The 16,389-nt window shown below is 35.6% G+C and carries 15 protein-coding genes and 2 riboswitches; of the genes, 7 read left to right on the forward strand and 8 right to left on the reverse strand.

The window, feature by feature from the left end; genetic code table 11:
- Positions 1-304: 304 nt before the first annotated feature.
- The 5 genes from HNQ35_RS01150 to HNQ35_RS01170 all read right to left on the reverse strand — a co-directional run bounded on the left by HNQ35_RS01150 (position 305) and on the right by HNQ35_RS01170 (position 5,133).
- Positions 305-1,231: a nuclease-related domain-containing protein gene (locus tag HNQ35_RS01150; RefSeq protein ID WP_170226552.1), complete on the reverse strand. Its 927-nt coding sequence runs from the start codon at positions 1,229-1,231 to the stop codon at positions 305-307.
- A 355-nt stretch (positions 1,232-1,586) separates the two neighbouring features.
- Entirely contained in the window at positions 1,587-2,258 is a 672-nt protein-coding gene (locus HNQ35_RS01155) for a uracil-DNA glycosylase (protein WP_146934897.1), read from the reverse strand.
- 306 nt (positions 2,259-2,564) lie between these two features.
- Positions 2,565-2,765, reverse strand: coding sequence for a hypothetical protein (locus tag HNQ35_RS01160; RefSeq protein WP_146934894.1), 201 nt, complete (start codon positions 2,763-2,765; stop codon positions 2,565-2,567).
- Entirely contained in the window at positions 2,743-4,509 is a 1,767-nt protein-coding gene (gene thiC / locus HNQ35_RS01165; RefSeq protein ID WP_146934891.1) for a phosphomethylpyrimidine synthase ThiC, read from the reverse strand. The genes HNQ35_RS01160 and thiC overlap by 23 nt, the downstream gene beginning before the upstream one ends.
- Before the next feature lie 157 nt (positions 4,510-4,666).
- Positions 4,667-4,783: riboswitch (TPP riboswitch) on the reverse strand.
- 62 nt (positions 4,784-4,845) lie between these two features.
- Complete coding sequence (locus HNQ35_RS01170) at positions 4,846-5,133, reverse strand: DUF4282 domain-containing protein (RefSeq protein ID WP_146934888.1); 288 nt, start codon at positions 5,131-5,133, stop codon at positions 4,846-4,848.
- 211 nt (positions 5,134-5,344) lie between these two features.
- On the opposite strand from HNQ35_RS01170, the gene HNQ35_RS01175 reads away from it, so the two are divergent.
- Positions 5,345-6,334 (forward strand): asparaginase, encoded by a 990-nt coding sequence (locus tag HNQ35_RS01175; protein WP_146934885.1) that lies wholly within the window; start codon positions 5,345-5,347, stop codon positions 6,332-6,334.
- A gap of 269 nt (positions 6,335-6,603) precedes the next feature.
- Entirely contained in the window at positions 6,604-7,770 is a 1,167-nt protein-coding gene (locus HNQ35_RS01180; RefSeq protein WP_146934882.1) for a hydroxymethylglutaryl-CoA synthase, read from the forward strand.
- Positions 7,771-8,062: 292 nt separating this feature from the next.
- Here HNQ35_RS01180 and HNQ35_RS01185 read toward each other — a convergent pair whose 3' ends face one another.
- The gene (locus tag HNQ35_RS01185) at positions 8,063-9,409 is read right to left on the reverse strand and encodes a sodium/glutamate symporter (protein WP_146934879.1); all 1,347 of its coding nucleotides are present in this window, start codon (positions 9,407-9,409) and stop codon (positions 8,063-8,065) included.
- Between the two features lie 361 nt (positions 9,410-9,770).
- On the opposite strand from HNQ35_RS01185, the gene cbpA reads away from it, so the two are divergent.
- Positions 9,771-10,400 carry a cyclic di-AMP binding protein CbpA gene (gene cbpA, locus HNQ35_RS01190; RefSeq protein ID WP_146934876.1) on the forward strand — a complete coding sequence of 210 codons (630 nt, stop codon included), beginning with the start codon at positions 9,771-9,773 and terminating at the stop codon, positions 10,398-10,400.
- 122 nt (positions 10,401-10,522) lie between these two features.
- Here the strand turns inward: cbpA and HNQ35_RS01195 are convergent, their stop codons facing one another.
- Entirely contained in the window at positions 10,523-11,482 is a 960-nt protein-coding gene (locus tag HNQ35_RS01195; protein WP_146934873.1) for an SLAC1 anion channel family protein, read from the reverse strand.
- 167 nt (positions 11,483-11,649) lie between these two features.
- Complete coding sequence (locus tag HNQ35_RS01200; RefSeq protein WP_146934870.1) at positions 11,650-12,267, reverse strand: response regulator transcription factor; 618 nt, start codon at positions 12,265-12,267, stop codon at positions 11,650-11,652.
- Positions 12,268-12,359: 92 nt separating this feature from the next.
- Positions 12,360-12,448: riboswitch (cyclic di-GMP riboswitch) on the reverse strand.
- 159 nt (positions 12,449-12,607) lie between these two features.
- Here HNQ35_RS01200 and HNQ35_RS01205 point away from each other — a divergent pair.
- The 4 genes from HNQ35_RS01205 to HNQ35_RS01220 all read left to right on the forward strand — a co-directional run bounded on the left by HNQ35_RS01205 (position 12,608) and on the right by HNQ35_RS01220 (position 16,351).
- Entirely contained in the window at positions 12,608-13,471 is an 864-nt protein-coding gene (locus tag HNQ35_RS01205) for a methyl-accepting chemotaxis protein (RefSeq protein ID WP_146934867.1), read from the forward strand.
- Between the two features lie 17 nt (positions 13,472-13,488).
- Positions 13,489-14,949, forward strand: coding sequence for an aldehyde dehydrogenase family protein (locus HNQ35_RS01210; RefSeq protein WP_146934863.1), 1,461 nt, complete (start codon positions 13,489-13,491; stop codon positions 14,947-14,949).
- A gap of 86 nt (positions 14,950-15,035) precedes the next feature.
- Positions 15,036-15,194 (forward strand): hypothetical protein, encoded by a 159-nt coding sequence (locus HNQ35_RS01215; RefSeq protein ID WP_170226550.1) that lies wholly within the window; start codon positions 15,036-15,038, stop codon positions 15,192-15,194.
- A 26-nt stretch (positions 15,195-15,220) separates the two neighbouring features.
- Positions 15,221-16,351 carry a glycerate kinase gene (locus HNQ35_RS01220; RefSeq protein ID WP_146934860.1) on the forward strand — a complete coding sequence of 377 codons (1,131 nt, stop codon included), beginning with the start codon at positions 15,221-15,223 and terminating at the stop codon, positions 16,349-16,351.
- Positions 16,352-16,389: the final 38 nt, after the last annotated feature.

The following is a 16,389-nucleotide window of genomic DNA, read 5'->3' on the forward strand; positions in this document are numbered from 1 at the left end:
GGTGCAGAGTAAAGCGTTCCACTCCGCACGGCCTCAGTTAAAGATATCAATCGGTGCAGAGTAAAGCGTTCCACTCCGCACGGCCTCAGTTAAAGATATCAATCGGTGCAGAGTAAAGCGTTCCACTCCGCACGGCCTCAGTTAAAGATGTCAATCGGTGCAGAGTAAAGCGTTCCACTCCGCACGGATACTGTTAAAGATATCAATCGATACGGAGTAAAGTGTTCCACTCTGCCCGAACTCTGTTATAAATAGAAAAACATGAAGAGTAGATCACCAGATAAGAACAGCAAAATAATTAATGTTATGGCCTTATGTCGTAATAAGAGTAAGGCCCATTTTGAATGAAGATAAAATGCTTTGATAGTACTTTTCTAATGGTTCTAGGTGACCGAAATATATGACACCACTCATAAATGACATTGGTCGTTATTTTCATATCTGGAAATAGTAGATGGAACTCAAATACGTTCCGCAATATCCCTTTTTCTAATGTCTCAGTATATCCGCAGTTATCGCATAATAAAAAGCTTTGTCTCTCCCTCGATAAAAACATATAACACTCCGGGCAGGTGATGCCTTTTCGTAGTTGTTTGAAGTCATAGTCTGGAAGGTTTTCAAAGGATGAATCAGTTATTTGAACCTTCTTTAAATCCTGTGCTAACTGATGATGCTCTTGCTTGAGCGGGACGTGTGATTTGTTCAAGAATTGAATGAATCGATTTAATTGGCTTCGAAGTAGGATAGGTAGATTAGGTGGAAGTTGATATAAAGTAAAGTCTCGGTTAATAAAAACGAGATATGATTTTACGGGTAGATTATAACCGAGGTTTATAACGAGCTGGCGCAGTAAATAGTCGCTTTTGTTTAATTGATTGAGTGGATTTCGAATCTCTTGCTTTGTTGATTTCACATACCAATTACCATTTTCTATTATAAATTCACCTTCATAATTTTTTACTTCGAATGAAAAAATGGTTTGAGCATGAATGAGTATATGATCGATTTGGAAAAGGGAGTTGTTACTTTGGAGTAGAAGATCGTGGAGAAAAATAGAGTTTGTTGTGTGGTTATTTTTTATCAATTGATAGAATTGTTTTTCTCCTTCATGTCCTTTTAACAGGCGAATATATTGTTGTTTCTCTTGTGTTGAAAGGTTCATGCGAGCGAAAAGAATCCGTCTTTTTTGTAAATCTTTTGGTATGACTAGTTTTTGCTGAACGTCTTTCATAATATCATCCTTTCTATTCATTTTTATTTTGCTGATATGATTAGATGCCAACAGGTAGGGAAAATTAGATAAAGTGCTAGGAAAACGACCAGTAGAGTGGTTACTCGTCCAAAGAACAATATTTGTGGGGCGTAAATGCGACAAGGTTCAGTCTAGTAAAAAGACTATCTAAATTGAGTGAACTTTATATAGATATTAAGCTAAAAAGAGAGTGGAATCAAGTTTGCTAGGGGAGGAATGCGCATCACCTTTTAGCTTGAATGGGGAAAAAAGTATGCTCCTTACTTCGCAAAAACCGTTCGAAAGAGTTAGTGCAGTCTTTCTTATGGGAGGGAGAGAGTATGCCGATCCTCCCTCACTCAATTCGCCAATCAATCTTTTCCTGGCCAGTTTGTTTAAGAATGGTGTTTGTTTTTGAAAATGGGCGACTACCAAAAAAACCACGGTGGGCTGAAAGCGGGCTTGGGTGTGGAGCTGTTATTACAAAATGTTTGTCCAAATCGATTAAAGCTTGCTTATTTTGAGCCGCTCTGCCCCAGAGAATATAAACAACCGGCTCCTCTTTTTGATTCAATATGTTGATCACTTGATCTGTAAAGTTTTCCCACCCGCGGCCTCGGTGAGAATGAGCTTGTCCGCCACGAACTGTCAAGACCGTATTCAGAAGGAGTACACCTTGTTTGGCCCACTTAACAAGATTGCCGTGATTTGGCGCTTTAAAGCCAAGGTCACTCTCTAATTCTTTGAAAATATTTATTAGAGATGGTGGGCACTTCACACCTGGTTGCACTGAAAAGCTCAGTCCGTGTGCTTGGTTCGGTCCATGATAGGGATCTTGCCCGAGTATGACGACTTTTACATCACGAAAAGGTGTGTAGTGTAATGCATTAAAAATATCGAACATATTTGGATAAATCGTTTGTGTCCTGTATTCTTTTATTAAAAATTCTCGTAACTTTAAATAATAAGGTTTTGAAAACTCATCGTTTAATAGTGGTGCCCAGTCATTCTTTAGTATCTGTGTCATTTACCTCATCCTTACGTAACGTGTTATAGCTACTTTTATGTTATGGCATGTAACTAAATCGTACAAGTAAAGTGAGAAAAATCGCTATTATTATATTAAAAAATCTAAAAAAAATACCTATAAGTTTAAAAGCATGTTGTTTAGCTGAAGGGAACAACGCTCTAACGCTTTGGTTAACACTCACACAGAAGTAATCCAATTTATATAATCGATAAGAGTGTGCGAGTTGCATAAAAAACCGCATGAAACGGTAGCTTCATGCGGCGTCCTTTCGACTATCTCGGCAACCTATTCGAAAAATGTATATTAATAATGCAAGCTTTCTGTATAATGACAGATTTTACATTTTCTCATCGTTGTTGTTTCAAGAAATTGATGATGACATTGTCTTTGGATATGCTCGAGTTTTTGTTCGAGTTGTATGAGTTCATGACGTAATATGGTCATCTCATTTATCAACTGTTTAGCTTGCTTCTTTCTCGTGTTATTGATAAATAGACGATCCATGTTCAATAAACTCCTTTGACTTTTGTTTCATACCTTCTCTTCTTATTTCCGATTCGGTTTGACCTGTTGCTTTAGCCATTTTTCTTAAATCATGTGAGATTCTCATGGAGCAGAATTTAGGACCACACATAGAACAGAAGTGGGCTATTTTTGCACCTTCAGCTGGAAGCGTCTCATCATGATATTCTCTCGCTCTTTCAGGATCAAGTGCTAAATTAAATTGATCGATCCAACGGAATTCAAATCGAGCTTTTGATAACGCATCATCACGAATTTGTGCACCTGGATGCCCTTTAGCTAGGTCAGCAGCATGAGCAGCGATTTTATAGGCGATGACCCCTTCACGAACATCATCACGATTAGGAAGCCCGAGATGTTCTTTTGGTGTGACATAACATAACATGGCTGTACCATACCAACCAACCATTGCAGCTCCAATTGCCGAAGTAATATGGTCATATCCAGGTGCTATATCAGTTGTTAATGGTCCTAGTGTATAAAAAGGCGCATCATGACATTCTTCACTGGCACGATCGACGTTTTCTTTTATTTTATGCATCGGAATATGCCCTGGTCCTTCTATCATCACTTGTACATCGTGTTTCCATGCGATCTTTGTCAATTCACCGAGCGTTTTGAGCTCTAAAAATTGTGCTTCGTCGTTAGCATCGGCAATGGATCCTGGTCTTAGTCCATCGCCAAGTGATATAGATATATTGTATGCTTTAAGGATTTCACAAATCTCTTCAAAATGTGTATATAAAAAGTTTTCTTTATGATGAGCAAGACACCATTGTGCCATAATTGAACCGCCACGTGATACAATTCCAGTAGTCCGGTTAATCGTCATAGGTATGAAACGTAAAAGAACCCCTGCATGAATTGTAAAATAATCGACACCTTGTTCTGCTTGCTCAATTAAAGTATCTCGGTAAACTTCCCAAGTTAAATCTTCAGCGATTCCGTTTACCTTCTCAAGTGCTTGGTAGATGGGAACTGTACCAACAGGAACTGGAGAATTGCGAATAATATATTCCCGCGTTGTATGGATATTTTTACCTGTTGATAAGTCCATAATCGTATCGGCTCCCCAATATGTTGCCCAAGTCATCTTTTCTACCTCTTCTTCAATTGAAGAGCTCACAGCAGAGTTTCCAATATTGGCATTAATTTTGACGTGAAAATTCCTGCCGATAATCATTGGCTCACATTCAGGGTGGTTAATATTCGCTGGAATAATTGCCCGCCCTTCAGCTACTTCATTTCTAACAAACTCAGGATCTAAGTTTTCTCGTATGGCAATAAACTCCATTTCTTGTGTAATGATTCCTTTTTTAGCATAATGCATTTGAGTGACATTTTTTCCAGCTTTTGCTCGAAGTGGCTTTCGCTTAAATGGTAGATGGACTGTTTTCCGATGATGTTTCACAAGTCCATTATCTTCAGGTTTCATCTTTCTACCTTCATATTCTTCAACATCATCACGCTCTAAAATCCACTCTTTTCTTAGTTCGGGTAATCCTTTATAGACGTCTGGATTAAAGGACGGATCAGTGTAAGGTCCACTCGTATCATATACACGGATAGGTTCATTATGAAATATCCCAGTTTCTGTTTCAGTAGTGTGTAATGTGATTTCACGCATTGGTACACGTATGTCAGGTCTTGAGCCTTTTACATAAACTTTCTTACTTGCTGGAAATTGTTTCTTAAAATCGATGTTTACTTGATTAATTTGTTTCATGAATCATTCCTCCCTCAGATAATATTCGGAATACTGTCGAGGTATAGGAAGAAAGTAAGTCGGTTTAACAATAAAAAAATCGAGTTCTATTATAAGAACCCGATCTATGACCTACATAAAAGCATAGACTTACAAAACAATGTATCCCTAATGGACACATGTATGTAGACTACTTCCCTCCGCTGGTACAAACCAGATCAGGTTCTAAGAGTTAAAGAGCTTAAAGCGCGCTCTTCTCTCAGTCCAAGCTGATTGGACACCCCTAGTAGATTCCTATATGATTCACTTGTGTAAAAAGTTATCATATGATGAGCTATTTGTAAAGCTGCTTTAATGTTAGGAAATTCTTTGTTGCTTAGATTGTCTTAATTCGTCTCGTATTTCGACTAATGCTTCATGCATTTTAAACATGACAATGAGTAACTCACAATATACTTTTACAAAGATAGGACCAACGACTAAAAAGCCGATACCAGATAGTGTAATAAATCCACCAGCATATGTATTAAGTCCTGAAATAATTAAGGCTAAGCCTGTTAAACCTACGAATACAAGTCCAATCCAAAATAAAATTTTAATAATAGTAGGTGTGATCATTTTGTCAAAACTAAAGAAACGGTCCATCAAAAACACTCCTTTACCATAAAATGTATAAATATTATACAATTGATAAATAAAAATAAAATACAATCAATCATTTTTTTACATTAATTTAATATATTTGTAATAATTAACCAAATAAATCGTTCTTTAGGATTATACTGAACGTATAATTTAGTAAAGTGAATTCATTTTGTATATTATATAAGATGGAGACGTCTTGGAGGTATTAAATATGAAAAAAATTGCTTTGTTCTCTATGGGGGGAACGATCTCAGCGAAGGGAAAGAATAGGTTAGATTTAAAAGACTATATTTCTGGAAAGATAACAGGTGAAGAGCTTTTGAAGTCTCTTCCAGAAATCAATCAGATTGCAGAAGTCCATCCGGTGCAAATTGATCGTATTAGTAGTACGAACTTAACAGAAACGCATTGGTTAATATTACAGCGTGAAATTAATCGATATTTAAATGAGTTAGACTTTGATGGAGCTGTCATTACACAAGGGACGAGTACGTTAGAAGAAACAGCTTACTTTTTACATTTAACAATTGCTTCAGATAAACCTGTTGTATTAGTTGGAGCACAAAGACCATTCTCGGCTTTAAGTACAGATGCACCCTTAAATTTTCTGAATGCGATTCGAGTTGCAGTAGACGAGCAATCAACAGGAAAGGGTGTCCTTGTTGTTGCCAATGATCAAATAAGTTGTGCACGTGATGTCACTAAAGTGAATACGTATCGTGTCGAAACATTTCAGTCGGATGAGCTCGGTTATTTAGGTTGGATCAATCCGAACGGAACAGTAGAGTTTTACCGTGAGCCAACAAGAAAACACACAATTTATTCAGTATTTAATCGTCTTAAAGTGAATCAATTGCCACGAGTAGCCATCGTGTATTCATACGCAGGTGCAAATGGTGATTTGATTGATTATATATCTTCCACTGGTAAGTATAATGGACTAGTCATTGCAGGTGTGGGAGCAGGACGCTTTTCTAAAGATGAAGAACATGCTATTCGTCATGCCATTAAAAAAGGCCTATTTGTCGTTCGAAGTAGCCGTGGCGGACAAGGTTCTGTTGTAGATATTGCTGCTTATGAAGGATTAGGAACAATTGCTGGTGATAACTTAACACCACAGAAAGCTAGAATTTTACTTATGCTCGCTATCTCTATGACTGATGATTATCAGAAAGTACAGCACTATTTTAATACATATTAAAGTGATAAACTTTATTTAAAAACAAGTTATCAGTATGAATTGAAGAAGCATAACCTTGATTTTATATGGTTTTATTGTTAAAAGAGAATGATTCGATTTTAATTTTGGCTTTTGAAAGTAGTCCATGCATCATTAATTCCATATAAAAAAAGTAACAACACTTTCATTTTCCTAATGAATATGCGAAAATATGTAAGTATGATTAAACCTAAGCTTATAATGTGTCGCACAATAAATTATGTTTTAAAAAATAAAGGAGCATCATAACAGTGAAAATAGGAATTGATAAAATAGGCTTTTTCACACCACATTTATATATTGATATGAATAAATTGGCATTGGCGCGTGATGAAGAGCCAGAAAAATATACGATTGGAATTGGTCAGGACGAAATGGCTGTGGCACCGATAACACAAGATCCGGTCACATTAGCAGCGAATGCAGCTTTAAATATTTTAGATGAAGAAGATAAAAAGGCAATTGACTTTGTCATTTTTGCAACTGAATCGGGTATTGATCATTCAAAATCAGCTGCTATCTATGTGCACCATTTGCTAGGATTGAAACAAGAAGCGCGTTCAATTGAAATGAAGCAAGCATGTTATGCGGCAACAGCGGCTATTCAGTTGGCAAAAGGTCATATCGCACTTAATCCGGAAAGCAAAGTGCTCATTCTTGCTTCAGATATAGCAAGATATGGTTTAAATACACCAGGTGAAGTAACACAAGGAGCAGGTGCTGTTGCACTTGTTATTAGTGCGGAACCTAAAATCATCGCTTTAGAAGAAAAAAGCACATTCCAAACAGACGATATTATGGACTTCTGGCGTCCTGTTTATTCTGATATAGCTTATGTAGACGGTAAATATTCAAATCAAAAATATATATCCTTCTTCTCGTCAGTATGGAAAGCATATAAGGACAAAGTAGGTCTTACTTTAGGTGACTTTGAAGCTCTATGCTTCCATTTACCTTATACAAAAATGGGCCTAAAAGCATTGCGTACGATTTATGATGATGGGACAGAAGAGGATAAGGAACGACTAATCGACTACTATCAGGCAAGCACCATCTATAATCGTCGTGTCGGAAATATTTATACAGGATCGCTATATTTAAGTTTATTATCTTTACTTGAACAAAAGTCATTAAAAGCAGGATCACGAATTGGTCTTTTTAGTTATGGTTCTGGTGCGGTAGGTGAATTTTTCTCTGGCATTTTACAACTGGGTTATCGAGAACATTTATTTATTGAAAAACATACACAATTATTAGCTGGACGTAAGGAAATCTCAATCCAAGAGTATGAAAAGATTTTTGAACAGGTACTTCCAGTGGATGGGTCTACATTGGAATTGGATGTAACAGAGGATCCAGCACCGATTTGTCTAGCAGGAATTAAAAATCATATGCGTCAATATGTAAATAAAAAGTAGTTGAAACAGCTCGCTCTTTCAATCGACATGGCTCGATTGGAGGAGCTTTTTTTATATGCGGTTAGATATCTATTTGACTATTTAAGAGAGTCGTTGCCTATAATTATCGTACATTTATCACGGGATATCTTTTTAAGAGTGGTGTAATTTTTAGCTCTATGATCTCACTGTGAGACATGGTATATCTAATACTTCAAGTTCCAATAAATCATACAGAAATGGACTTTAAAACAATTGGTGAAAAACGAAGAGTGTTTTCACCAATTGTTCATATCATATAAAAGGCTTATTATTATGATTTTGTTGTCGCTTTCTTTTTAAACCATTTGTTTTTATAAGAAATCGAAAATATAAATGCCGAGGCTAACAATGTGACGAACACAAAGAGATAGGACTGCGATTGGATTACGAGTAAAGGTCCAAATGTAACTAAAAGGACTTCTACTGGCGCAATTGGAATGTAGGCTAAACCGTAATCATCAAGTGTTTTACTTTCTGAATGTGGATCAACAATACGTAATAAGGCAATCCCCATTGCGACGGTTCCAGTTGTCCATCCCCAATTAAATATTCCACGTTCAAACCAATAATCAGGAAAGTACTTTTTCGATATAACTGCAAAAAATATAAAAGCAATGATTAATCCAAAACATAGTAGAATGACTAACGGCGTGATGTAATCTAATACAACAGAAATACTAATGGATGCTATTCCGAATGTAACGAGAAAGTCAGTCGCACTTCCACTAATTCGACTGACGACATGAGCGTTAATATATTGGTCCGAATGGGTATGATTTAGGATTTTTTTCACGGATAATCCGACGATAAAAGCTAAAGAAAATATCGGGATGGACGCTTGTGGGAAGAGGGCTTCTCCCCATTTGCTTAAGTAGTAACCACCCATCGCTATAAAAATAACTAATGAAAAATGGAGCACGAACGGATCAATGGAAATCGGTGAAACGGTATCCATTTTAACAGGTTGTCGTGCATGGGATGGAATTAAGCCTGTCCTTAGTTCATTAGGCAAGTCTTTAAAATCAGTTAAATAAGATGTATACCCTTTTGTCGCTCCAACTTTAATAAATAGAACACCTAATAAAATTGCCGCAAGTACACCGACAGTTGCCGAAGTCATGGCTAGAGATGTTGCATCTTCCCAGCCATGCTTACTAAACATATCACCAACAGCAGCTGCTGTTCCGTGTCCACCAACAAAACCAGCGGCTAGTATAAGCCCAAATCCAGCATGAAGTTGATCCCAAAATGGATTAATAAATAATAGTGCAAATAACAGCCCCGCTCCCCACATTAAAATCATCGAGTTTTGTGAATAAGCCCACATGCTCCCGATTCGGCCTTTCATTTTTTTCCAACTAATAGCATTTGCGGTTAAGGGAATGGCTCCGAAGATAAAAGCAATTAAAATAGTGGGATAAGTACTGATTTGATTAGAAAAAGGTAGTATATTTAATCCGTTCGGACCGAGTAATAAGCCAAGGAAGCCAGCAATAATACTAGCTGGTAAAAATAATTTTTGAATCGATTTTACTTTCGCACGTAAAATAGTCCCAGCTATTAATAGCACGGCTGCCAATCCAAAATCGATGAAAAAATCCCAAGGTGTGAAAGACATCGTTACATCTCCTTTGTATGAATTTTATTTGCAAGCGTTTTATGATTGATAGCTAATCATGTGAAAGATATGAAAAACGCATATGATGGGATGATTTAGATTTGAAATTTAACCGTGGTGGAGAATAAATTTAATTTTTTATAAGAAAGAGCCGATTATTTTTTATTAGGGTTCACAATGACATACATTATCATTTATATATATGAGTTGTAAACCCTATTATTTAAAATACAATTATTAAAAGTTTTTACTCAATAAGGTGTTCTTGATCATCACAAAAATAGTGAATATTAATTGTATTGCAATTAAAGGTGGAATATAAGAAAATAGATATATAAGATGATTAATAGGGGGTTTTAGGATGCTAGTTAAAAATGATTATGTTAATAAAACAGATGTGGTTTACGTAAAGGAAAATGACAATATGCAAGATGTAATGGACAAATTAATTAAATCTGGTTATCGTTGTATCCCTGTGCTAGATGAGTCAGGGGAAAAGTATGTCGGAAATGTTTATAAAGTCCATTTATTAAAACATGAAAGAGAACATTCACTTGATGCCCCTCTTAATGAATTGATTGCTGATCGTACGGATAGTTATGTAAGAGAAGAAGATGCTTTTTTTAAAGTGTTTAAATCCATTAAGCAACTACCATTTTTAGCTGTTGTTGATGAAGATAAAAATTTTCTTGGTATATTGACGAATGGTAATGTGATTCAAGTTTTAGAAAATGCTTGGGGTGTACACAATGGGAGCTACTCACTTACTGTCGGAACGATTGAATATGCTGGCGCTTTACAGAAAATGTTAGGCGTCGTTAATCAGTATTGTAATGTTCAAAGTGTCATATCGTTAAACAATAATTCACAATATGTAAGAAGAGTATGTATAGTTCTACCTGAAGAAGTCGATGAACCATTAATGCAGAAAGTCGTTAAGGCACTTGATGATAATAACTTTACGATAACCGATATTGAAAAGCTGAACTAAATTACGAATGATATGGTGAGTAAATAGAATTTCGCAACTTTGTAAATGCGAAAAAGATAGATGATAATATTTAATAGAAAAATCATGCCACAACATGGCATGATTTTTTATATTGATTTTGGTCAAGGCTCTGGTAAACACAGTTTGCGCTTTATAATTAACAAAATTGTATTCCATATTAGAAACAGACTTAACACAATTAAACCGATACTTTGAAGCTGAAAAATATAAAGAAATAAGATGTCGTTTAATTCTCTATATAATATATAGGTTGCATTTGTTACCGCTGCACTTGGAAACAAGAATGCCCACCATGAAATATAAAATTTTCCTGTAAAAAAATGTTTAAATTGAATGAGAAAAAGTAAACCTAAATAGAATGCAATGCCGTATAATAACCAAGCAAATCCGTCAAGTTCTCCTGTCAGTCTCATATAGGAACTAAAGCCAATCCCTGGAGGAGCTAATAATATATAGAAGCTTGGCTTTAATGGTTCTGGAAACATTGGAAGAAAGTATACACGATAGATAAAAATCGTCATATAAATTATGCTAAATAATATACCGATGCTAAAGAATATCCAATTAATTGATAAGCTGATATGTTCAACACCAGCAAGTGGTACAACGATGTTTCCTACCAAAGGAATAAACCATGTGGCATTAAAAGCTTGGATCTGAAATTGGTGTTTCCATATGAGATTAGATAACACGATTAATGTTATAATCAGTTGTAAAAATGCACCAGCTACCCAAATAAAATACGATAGAGAACTATAACTATTTAGTAAAGGTACACTTATTAATAGTAGACTAATAGAGATGGCTCCGAAAAAATTTACCTTAATAGGATGATTAAAATCATTGATGACGTCCTCTTTATAACGTATAGAACGAAACAATAAGATGCCACCATTAATGATTAATAATACACACGTTATAAAGAAAAACAACCGTGAAATGAGTGGTTGAAATTGATTCACTTCTTCAAAATATATCATTGCAATACTGACTCCAGCTAACCCCATGACACTTGCAAATAACATAATAGGAAAATATCTTAATCTGTTTTCGTTTGTCATACATTCCCCTCACAAATACATATATAGGTATAATATATTTGTATAGAATAATACATAAAGATATGATTTATGTCATTTTATTTGCTTATAAAACGATACAACTAAGGATATTATTCGCTCAATTCAGATATTTAATTTGAGATTTGATGCATCATACATAAATTAAATTATACGATGATCCAATTATTTTTAATTGCCTTTAAAACAGCATCCGTTCGATTATTCACTCCAAACTTTTTAAAGATAGAGCTAATATGATTTTTTACTGTGCTACTAGATATACCCATTTTCTTCGCGATGACTTGATTACTAGAACCATTGGCTATATGTTCTAGGACCAGCCATTCTTTTTTAGTTAAAAGATTAAGAGGTCGTTCGATTTTAATCTTAATATATGTACGGTATGAATGTAATAAGGTTGATGAAAATCTAGGGTGAACATATACATCCCCCTGTAATATCATATTGATCGCGTGAATTAATTCAGAATTTGTCATATTCGGGGTCAAATAACCGTCTAAATTCATTTGTAAAAGGCGTTCCACTTGATCTTCAGCGACATGTGAAATACAGACAGCAATTTTAGTAAGATGATGAGCATGGTTCATAACATCATCAATGTATGCACTACTTGTGATGAGAAGGTCATATTTTTTTAGATTAAATTGTTGTAATTGTCTAGGATGATGGACATGAAAAGATTGCTGCCTTGATTTTTTTTGTAATGTGTGTACTTTTTGTTCCATTTTACTTAGGTTATTTGAAATGATTCCAATATGGTTCATACAATTCACCTCGCTTTTATAAACAGTTAAAAAATAAAAAAAGCTACCAATCTAAAAATGGATAGCCTGAATATGCCAAATGATATATTCTATTTGGTAACCAGGCGATCATGGCATAAATCTTGCTTTAGACCCTTGGCTTTGCGTCCTATTCTTTCGAGATAGTTTGCCTTTATCAGCTTATACATTTAAAACATATCAACACAAATTGTAATTATACTGCTCCTTTTTTAAAAAATCAAATAGAATATATCTAACTAGGACTTTATTACTATAAATTTAATATAATAAAAGTTAAACCGATAATAATCATGTTAAAACAATTGAAAGGAGAAAGGATATGCAAGAGACTGAAAAGCAATCACAAAGCTATCATCCATTAATTGAAGCGATTATTGAAGTTGCGCCATTGTTTCAACAACTTATGAATGATGATACGACTATTGGAATTTATGATACGGAAAAGTTAATCATCAATTTTCCGGCAAAAGAATTCCAACTAAATGTCCAGCCAGGTGATCCATTAGTAGAAGGTGATATTATTACACAAGCTATCCGTGAAAATAGACCAATGATTTCACCTGTTCCCCCAGAACTATTCGGGGTCCATTTAATAGCACGAGCGATTCCGTTACGAGATGAACAGGGGCGTGTCATTGGCGGGATAGGTGTAGGTGCAAATATTGAACATGCACAAAAACTATCAGAAATATCTCAAAATCTATCGTCAGTTGTTAATGATGTAACAGATACAATTACCGATATGGCACAAACAATTACAGGATTAGCAGAAAATATTACACGTGTTTCAGAAAAAGCAACAGATGTATCAGAAAGTGCTGAAATGATTGAAAAAGTATCTAATGTTGTGAAAGAAATAGCTGATCAAAGTAACCTTCTTGGACTTAATGCAGCTATAGAGTCGGCAAGAGCTGGCGAACATGGCCGTGGTTTCTCTGTTGTAGCAGATGAAATTCGTAAAATGGCTAATCATTCAAAAGATCAAGTGAATGAAATACAAGCTATTACGAGCGAAATTCGTCAAGTTATTGATACATTAAATCGTTACATTCAAGACATTAATGTGGAGTCAGATTCGCAGTCAGCCGCTATCGAAGAACTGTCTGCAACGATGCAAGAAATTAATGCCAACGTTCATACATTAGCCACGATGGCGAAAGAAAATATTACATTTGATAAATAATGAAAAGGTGAGGTTAAATGAATGCATTTAAAAACTTATTACCACAATATATAAACGGTGTTTGGCGAGATGGAAACAGTCATACAAAAATGAAAAATATAAACCCATATACTCAACAATGTTTTGCAACATATAAAGCAGCGACTAAAGAAGATTTGAATGAAGCATATGAAGCAGCACAGAACGCGCAAAAACAATGGGAACATGTAAATCCTGTTACGAAAAGAAGTATCTTAGAAAATGCTGTATCGTATGTGGAGGAAAAGAAAGAAAAAATAATTGATATCATCATTGAAGAACTGGGCGGTACACGTTTAAAAGCGGATTTTGAAATCGGTTTAGTCATAAATATTTTAAAAGAAGCAGCGACCTTCCCATTTCGAATGGAGGGAAAAATATTACCTTCACCGATAGATCATAAAGAAAATCGAGTATATCGCGTGCCTGTTGGCGTGGTTGGTGTTATTAGCCCATTTAATTTCCCTTTCTTTCTTTCTATGAAATCAGTCGCTCCCGCTATAGCAACGGGAAATGGGGTTGTTCTAAAGCCGCATGAAGATTCGGCTATAACTGGCGGTACATTAATTGCTAAGATTTTTGAAGAAGCGGGTTTACCTAAAGGAGTACTTAATGTTATTACGACAGAAATTTCCGAAATTGGTGATGCATTTATTGAACATCCAGTGCCACGATCCATATCTTTTACAGGATCCACAGTGGTAGGTAAACATATAGGTGCTGTAGCAGGGAAACATTTAAAAGAAGTTCATTTAGAATTAGGTGGTAACAGCGCCTTAATTGTTCTAGATGATGCAGATTTAGAACTAGCAGTTAGTGCAGCAGTATTCAGTAGATTTACTCATCAAGGACAGATTTGTATGTCAGCTAATCGACTAATCGTTCATGAGAAAATATATGACAGTTTTGTAGATAAGTATGTAGAAAAAGTGAAAGGTCTCACTAGTGGAGATCCACGTGATGAAGAAACGATTATTGGTCCGTTAATCAATGAGCGTCAAGTTAAAAACACAGAGAAAATGATAGAAAAAGGCTTGTCAGAAGGTGCCAAAGCGATTGTTAAAGGTGAAACAAAAGGAAATATTATTGAACCAGTCGTCTTTACTGATGTGACACCTGAAATGTCTCTTGCTCAAGAAGAAGTATTCGCACCAGTTATTTCAATCATGAAAGCGAAAGACGATGAAGAAATCATTGCTTTTGCAAATGATACAAATTATGGTTTAAGTGGTGCTATTCATACGAGAAATGTTGAACGTGGAGCAGAAATAGCTAAAAGACTAGATACAGGTATGATTCATATTAATGACGGTACGATTAATGATGAACCTAATGTTGCCTTTGGAGGGATGAAAAACTCAGGTGTCGGACGCTTAAACGGTACGTGGAGTCTTGATGCATTTACAACTTTTAAATGGATATCTATTCAGCACGTTCGTCGTGAGTATCCTTACTCATAAAATTTGGAGAAAAGCGTTGTAATCATTTCGATATCGCAAGATTCATGTTACGATACAAGTAAATAAAACGTTTAGGAATGATGTAAATGAAACGACAACATCAACTATTTACTTGTAAAAATTGTTCTACCATTAAAAAAGACGAAGGAACAATTAAACGATTCTTTTCACAAATTTGTTGGGGTCGCGTCGCTTTTTTCCTAGGAGCTGTTTACATTGCCGTCGTACAATTGTTTTTTACATAACATCTTTCTAAGAGGAGATGATATACATGAATATTGTTATTGCGCCTGACTCTTACAAAGGTAGTATGACGGCATTAACAGCTTCTAAAATGATGGCTCGAGCAGCTTTAGATGTATTTCCTAATGCTAAAACAGTTTTAAAACCGATGGCAGATGGTGGTGAAGGGACTTTAGATCTTCTAATTGAAGCTTCAAAATGTATTAAAATTCCGATTACATGCTCGGGGCCATTAGGTGAAGCGCATCGGACATATTATGCTGTCAGTATAGATCAAAAGACCGCTTATATAGAATGTGCTCAAATTGCTGGATTAACACTTGTACCTAAAGAAAAACGAAATCCAGATCATACAACATCATTTGGAATAGGAGAAGTATTAAGTGACGTACTTGATCGAGGATGTCCAGAGATTGTAATCGCCTTAGGTGGTAGTGCTATAAATGACGGCGGTTTAGGTATGCTTATGGCACTTGGGTTAGAAGCTTGGGATCAAAATGGAAAACGACTAGGTCCGTACGGTATAGATTTATTACATGTGCGCCGATTAAGTTTTGCTACATTTGATGAACGTATATTTAAGAGAAAAATAACGATTATAAGTGATGTTATGAATCCATTATGTGGTCCAAATGGTGCTAGTTATATATTTGGACCACAAAAGGGTGCGACAGATGAGCAAGTTCAACAGTATGATCAAGCTCTCAACTATTTTAGCACGCTCATCCAAAAGGAACTCGCCATTCATGTTCGCGATGCTGAAGGTGCAGGAGCAGCAGGTGGATTAGGATTTTCATTTCTCAGCTTAGGTGGAAAGGTTGTTCCCGGTGCGAAATATATGGCTAATATTTTACAGCTAGATAAAGTTATTCAGGGAGCGGATCTTGTTTTAACAGGTGAAGGAAGAAGTGATGAACAGACATTGGCGGGAAAAGCCCCTAGTTATGTAGCAAAACGAGCTAAACAGCATAAAGTTCCGATCTTTTTAATATCAGGTAGTTTGACGGGTGACTTAACTCTTCTCCAGCAAACGTTTACAGGTTGCTTCTCAATCATACAAAAACCGATGTCACTTGATAGGGCGATCAGCAATGCACAACATTTATTATATGAGAGAACAAAACAGCTTTTATATTTTTTGAAAAATATGACGAAATAACTATATGAAATCGGAAAAATATGGTACACTTCATAAAT

Origin of the sequence: Cerasibacillus quisquiliarum (genome assembly GCF_014202495.1) — a bacterium.
Classification (GTDB): Bacteria; Bacillota; Bacilli; order Bacillales; family Amphibacillaceae; genus Cerasibacillus; species Cerasibacillus quisquiliarum.

Bases quoted from the DNA above. Each gene is read 5' to 3' on its own strand.
- HNQ35_RS01170 (WP_146934888.1), bottom strand. From the start codon at position 5,133: ATGGACCGTTTCTTTAGTTTTGACAAAATGATCACACCTACTATTATT.
- HNQ35_RS01210 (WP_146934863.1), top strand. From the start codon at position 13,489: ATGAATGCATTTAAAAACTTATTACCACAATATATAAACGGTGTTTGG.
- HNQ35_RS01220 (WP_146934860.1), top strand. From the start codon at position 15,221: ATGAATATTGTTATTGCGCCTGACTCTTACAAAGGTAGTATGACGGCA.
- HNQ35_RS01195 (WP_146934873.1), bottom strand. From the start codon at position 11,482: ATGACAAACGAAAACAGATTAAGATATTTTCCTATTATGTTATTTGCA.
- HNQ35_RS01160 (WP_146934894.1), bottom strand. From the start codon at position 2,765: ATGGATCGTCTATTTATCAATAACACGAGAAAGAAGCAAGCTAAACAG.
- thiC (WP_146934891.1), bottom strand. From the start codon at position 4,509: ATGAAACAAATTAATCAAGTAAACATCGATTTTAAGAAACAATTTCCA.
- HNQ35_RS01175 (WP_146934885.1), top strand. From the start codon at position 5,345: ATGAAAAAAATTGCTTTGTTCTCTATGGGGGGAACGATCTCAGCGAAG.
- HNQ35_RS01215 (WP_170226550.1), top strand. From the start codon at position 15,036: ATGAAACGACAACATCAACTATTTACTTGTAAAAATTGTTCTACCATT.
- HNQ35_RS01200 (WP_146934870.1), bottom strand. From the start codon at position 12,267: ATGAACCATATTGGAATCATTTCAAATAACCTAAGTAAAATGGAACAA.
- cbpA (WP_146934876.1), top strand. From the start codon at position 9,771: ATGCTAGTTAAAAATGATTATGTTAATAAAACAGATGTGGTTTACGTA.
- HNQ35_RS01155 (WP_146934897.1), bottom strand. From the start codon at position 2,258: ATGACACAGATACTAAAGAATGACTGGGCACCACTATTAAACGATGAG.
- HNQ35_RS01205 (WP_146934867.1), top strand. From the start codon at position 12,608: ATGCAAGAGACTGAAAAGCAATCACAAAGCTATCATCCATTAATTGAA.
- HNQ35_RS01185 (WP_146934879.1), bottom strand. From the start codon at position 9,409: ATGTCTTTCACACCTTGGGATTTTTTCATCGATTTTGGATTGGCAGCC.
- HNQ35_RS01150 (WP_170226552.1), bottom strand. From the start codon at position 1,231: ATGAAAGACGTTCAGCAAAAACTAGTCATACCAAAAGATTTACAAAAA.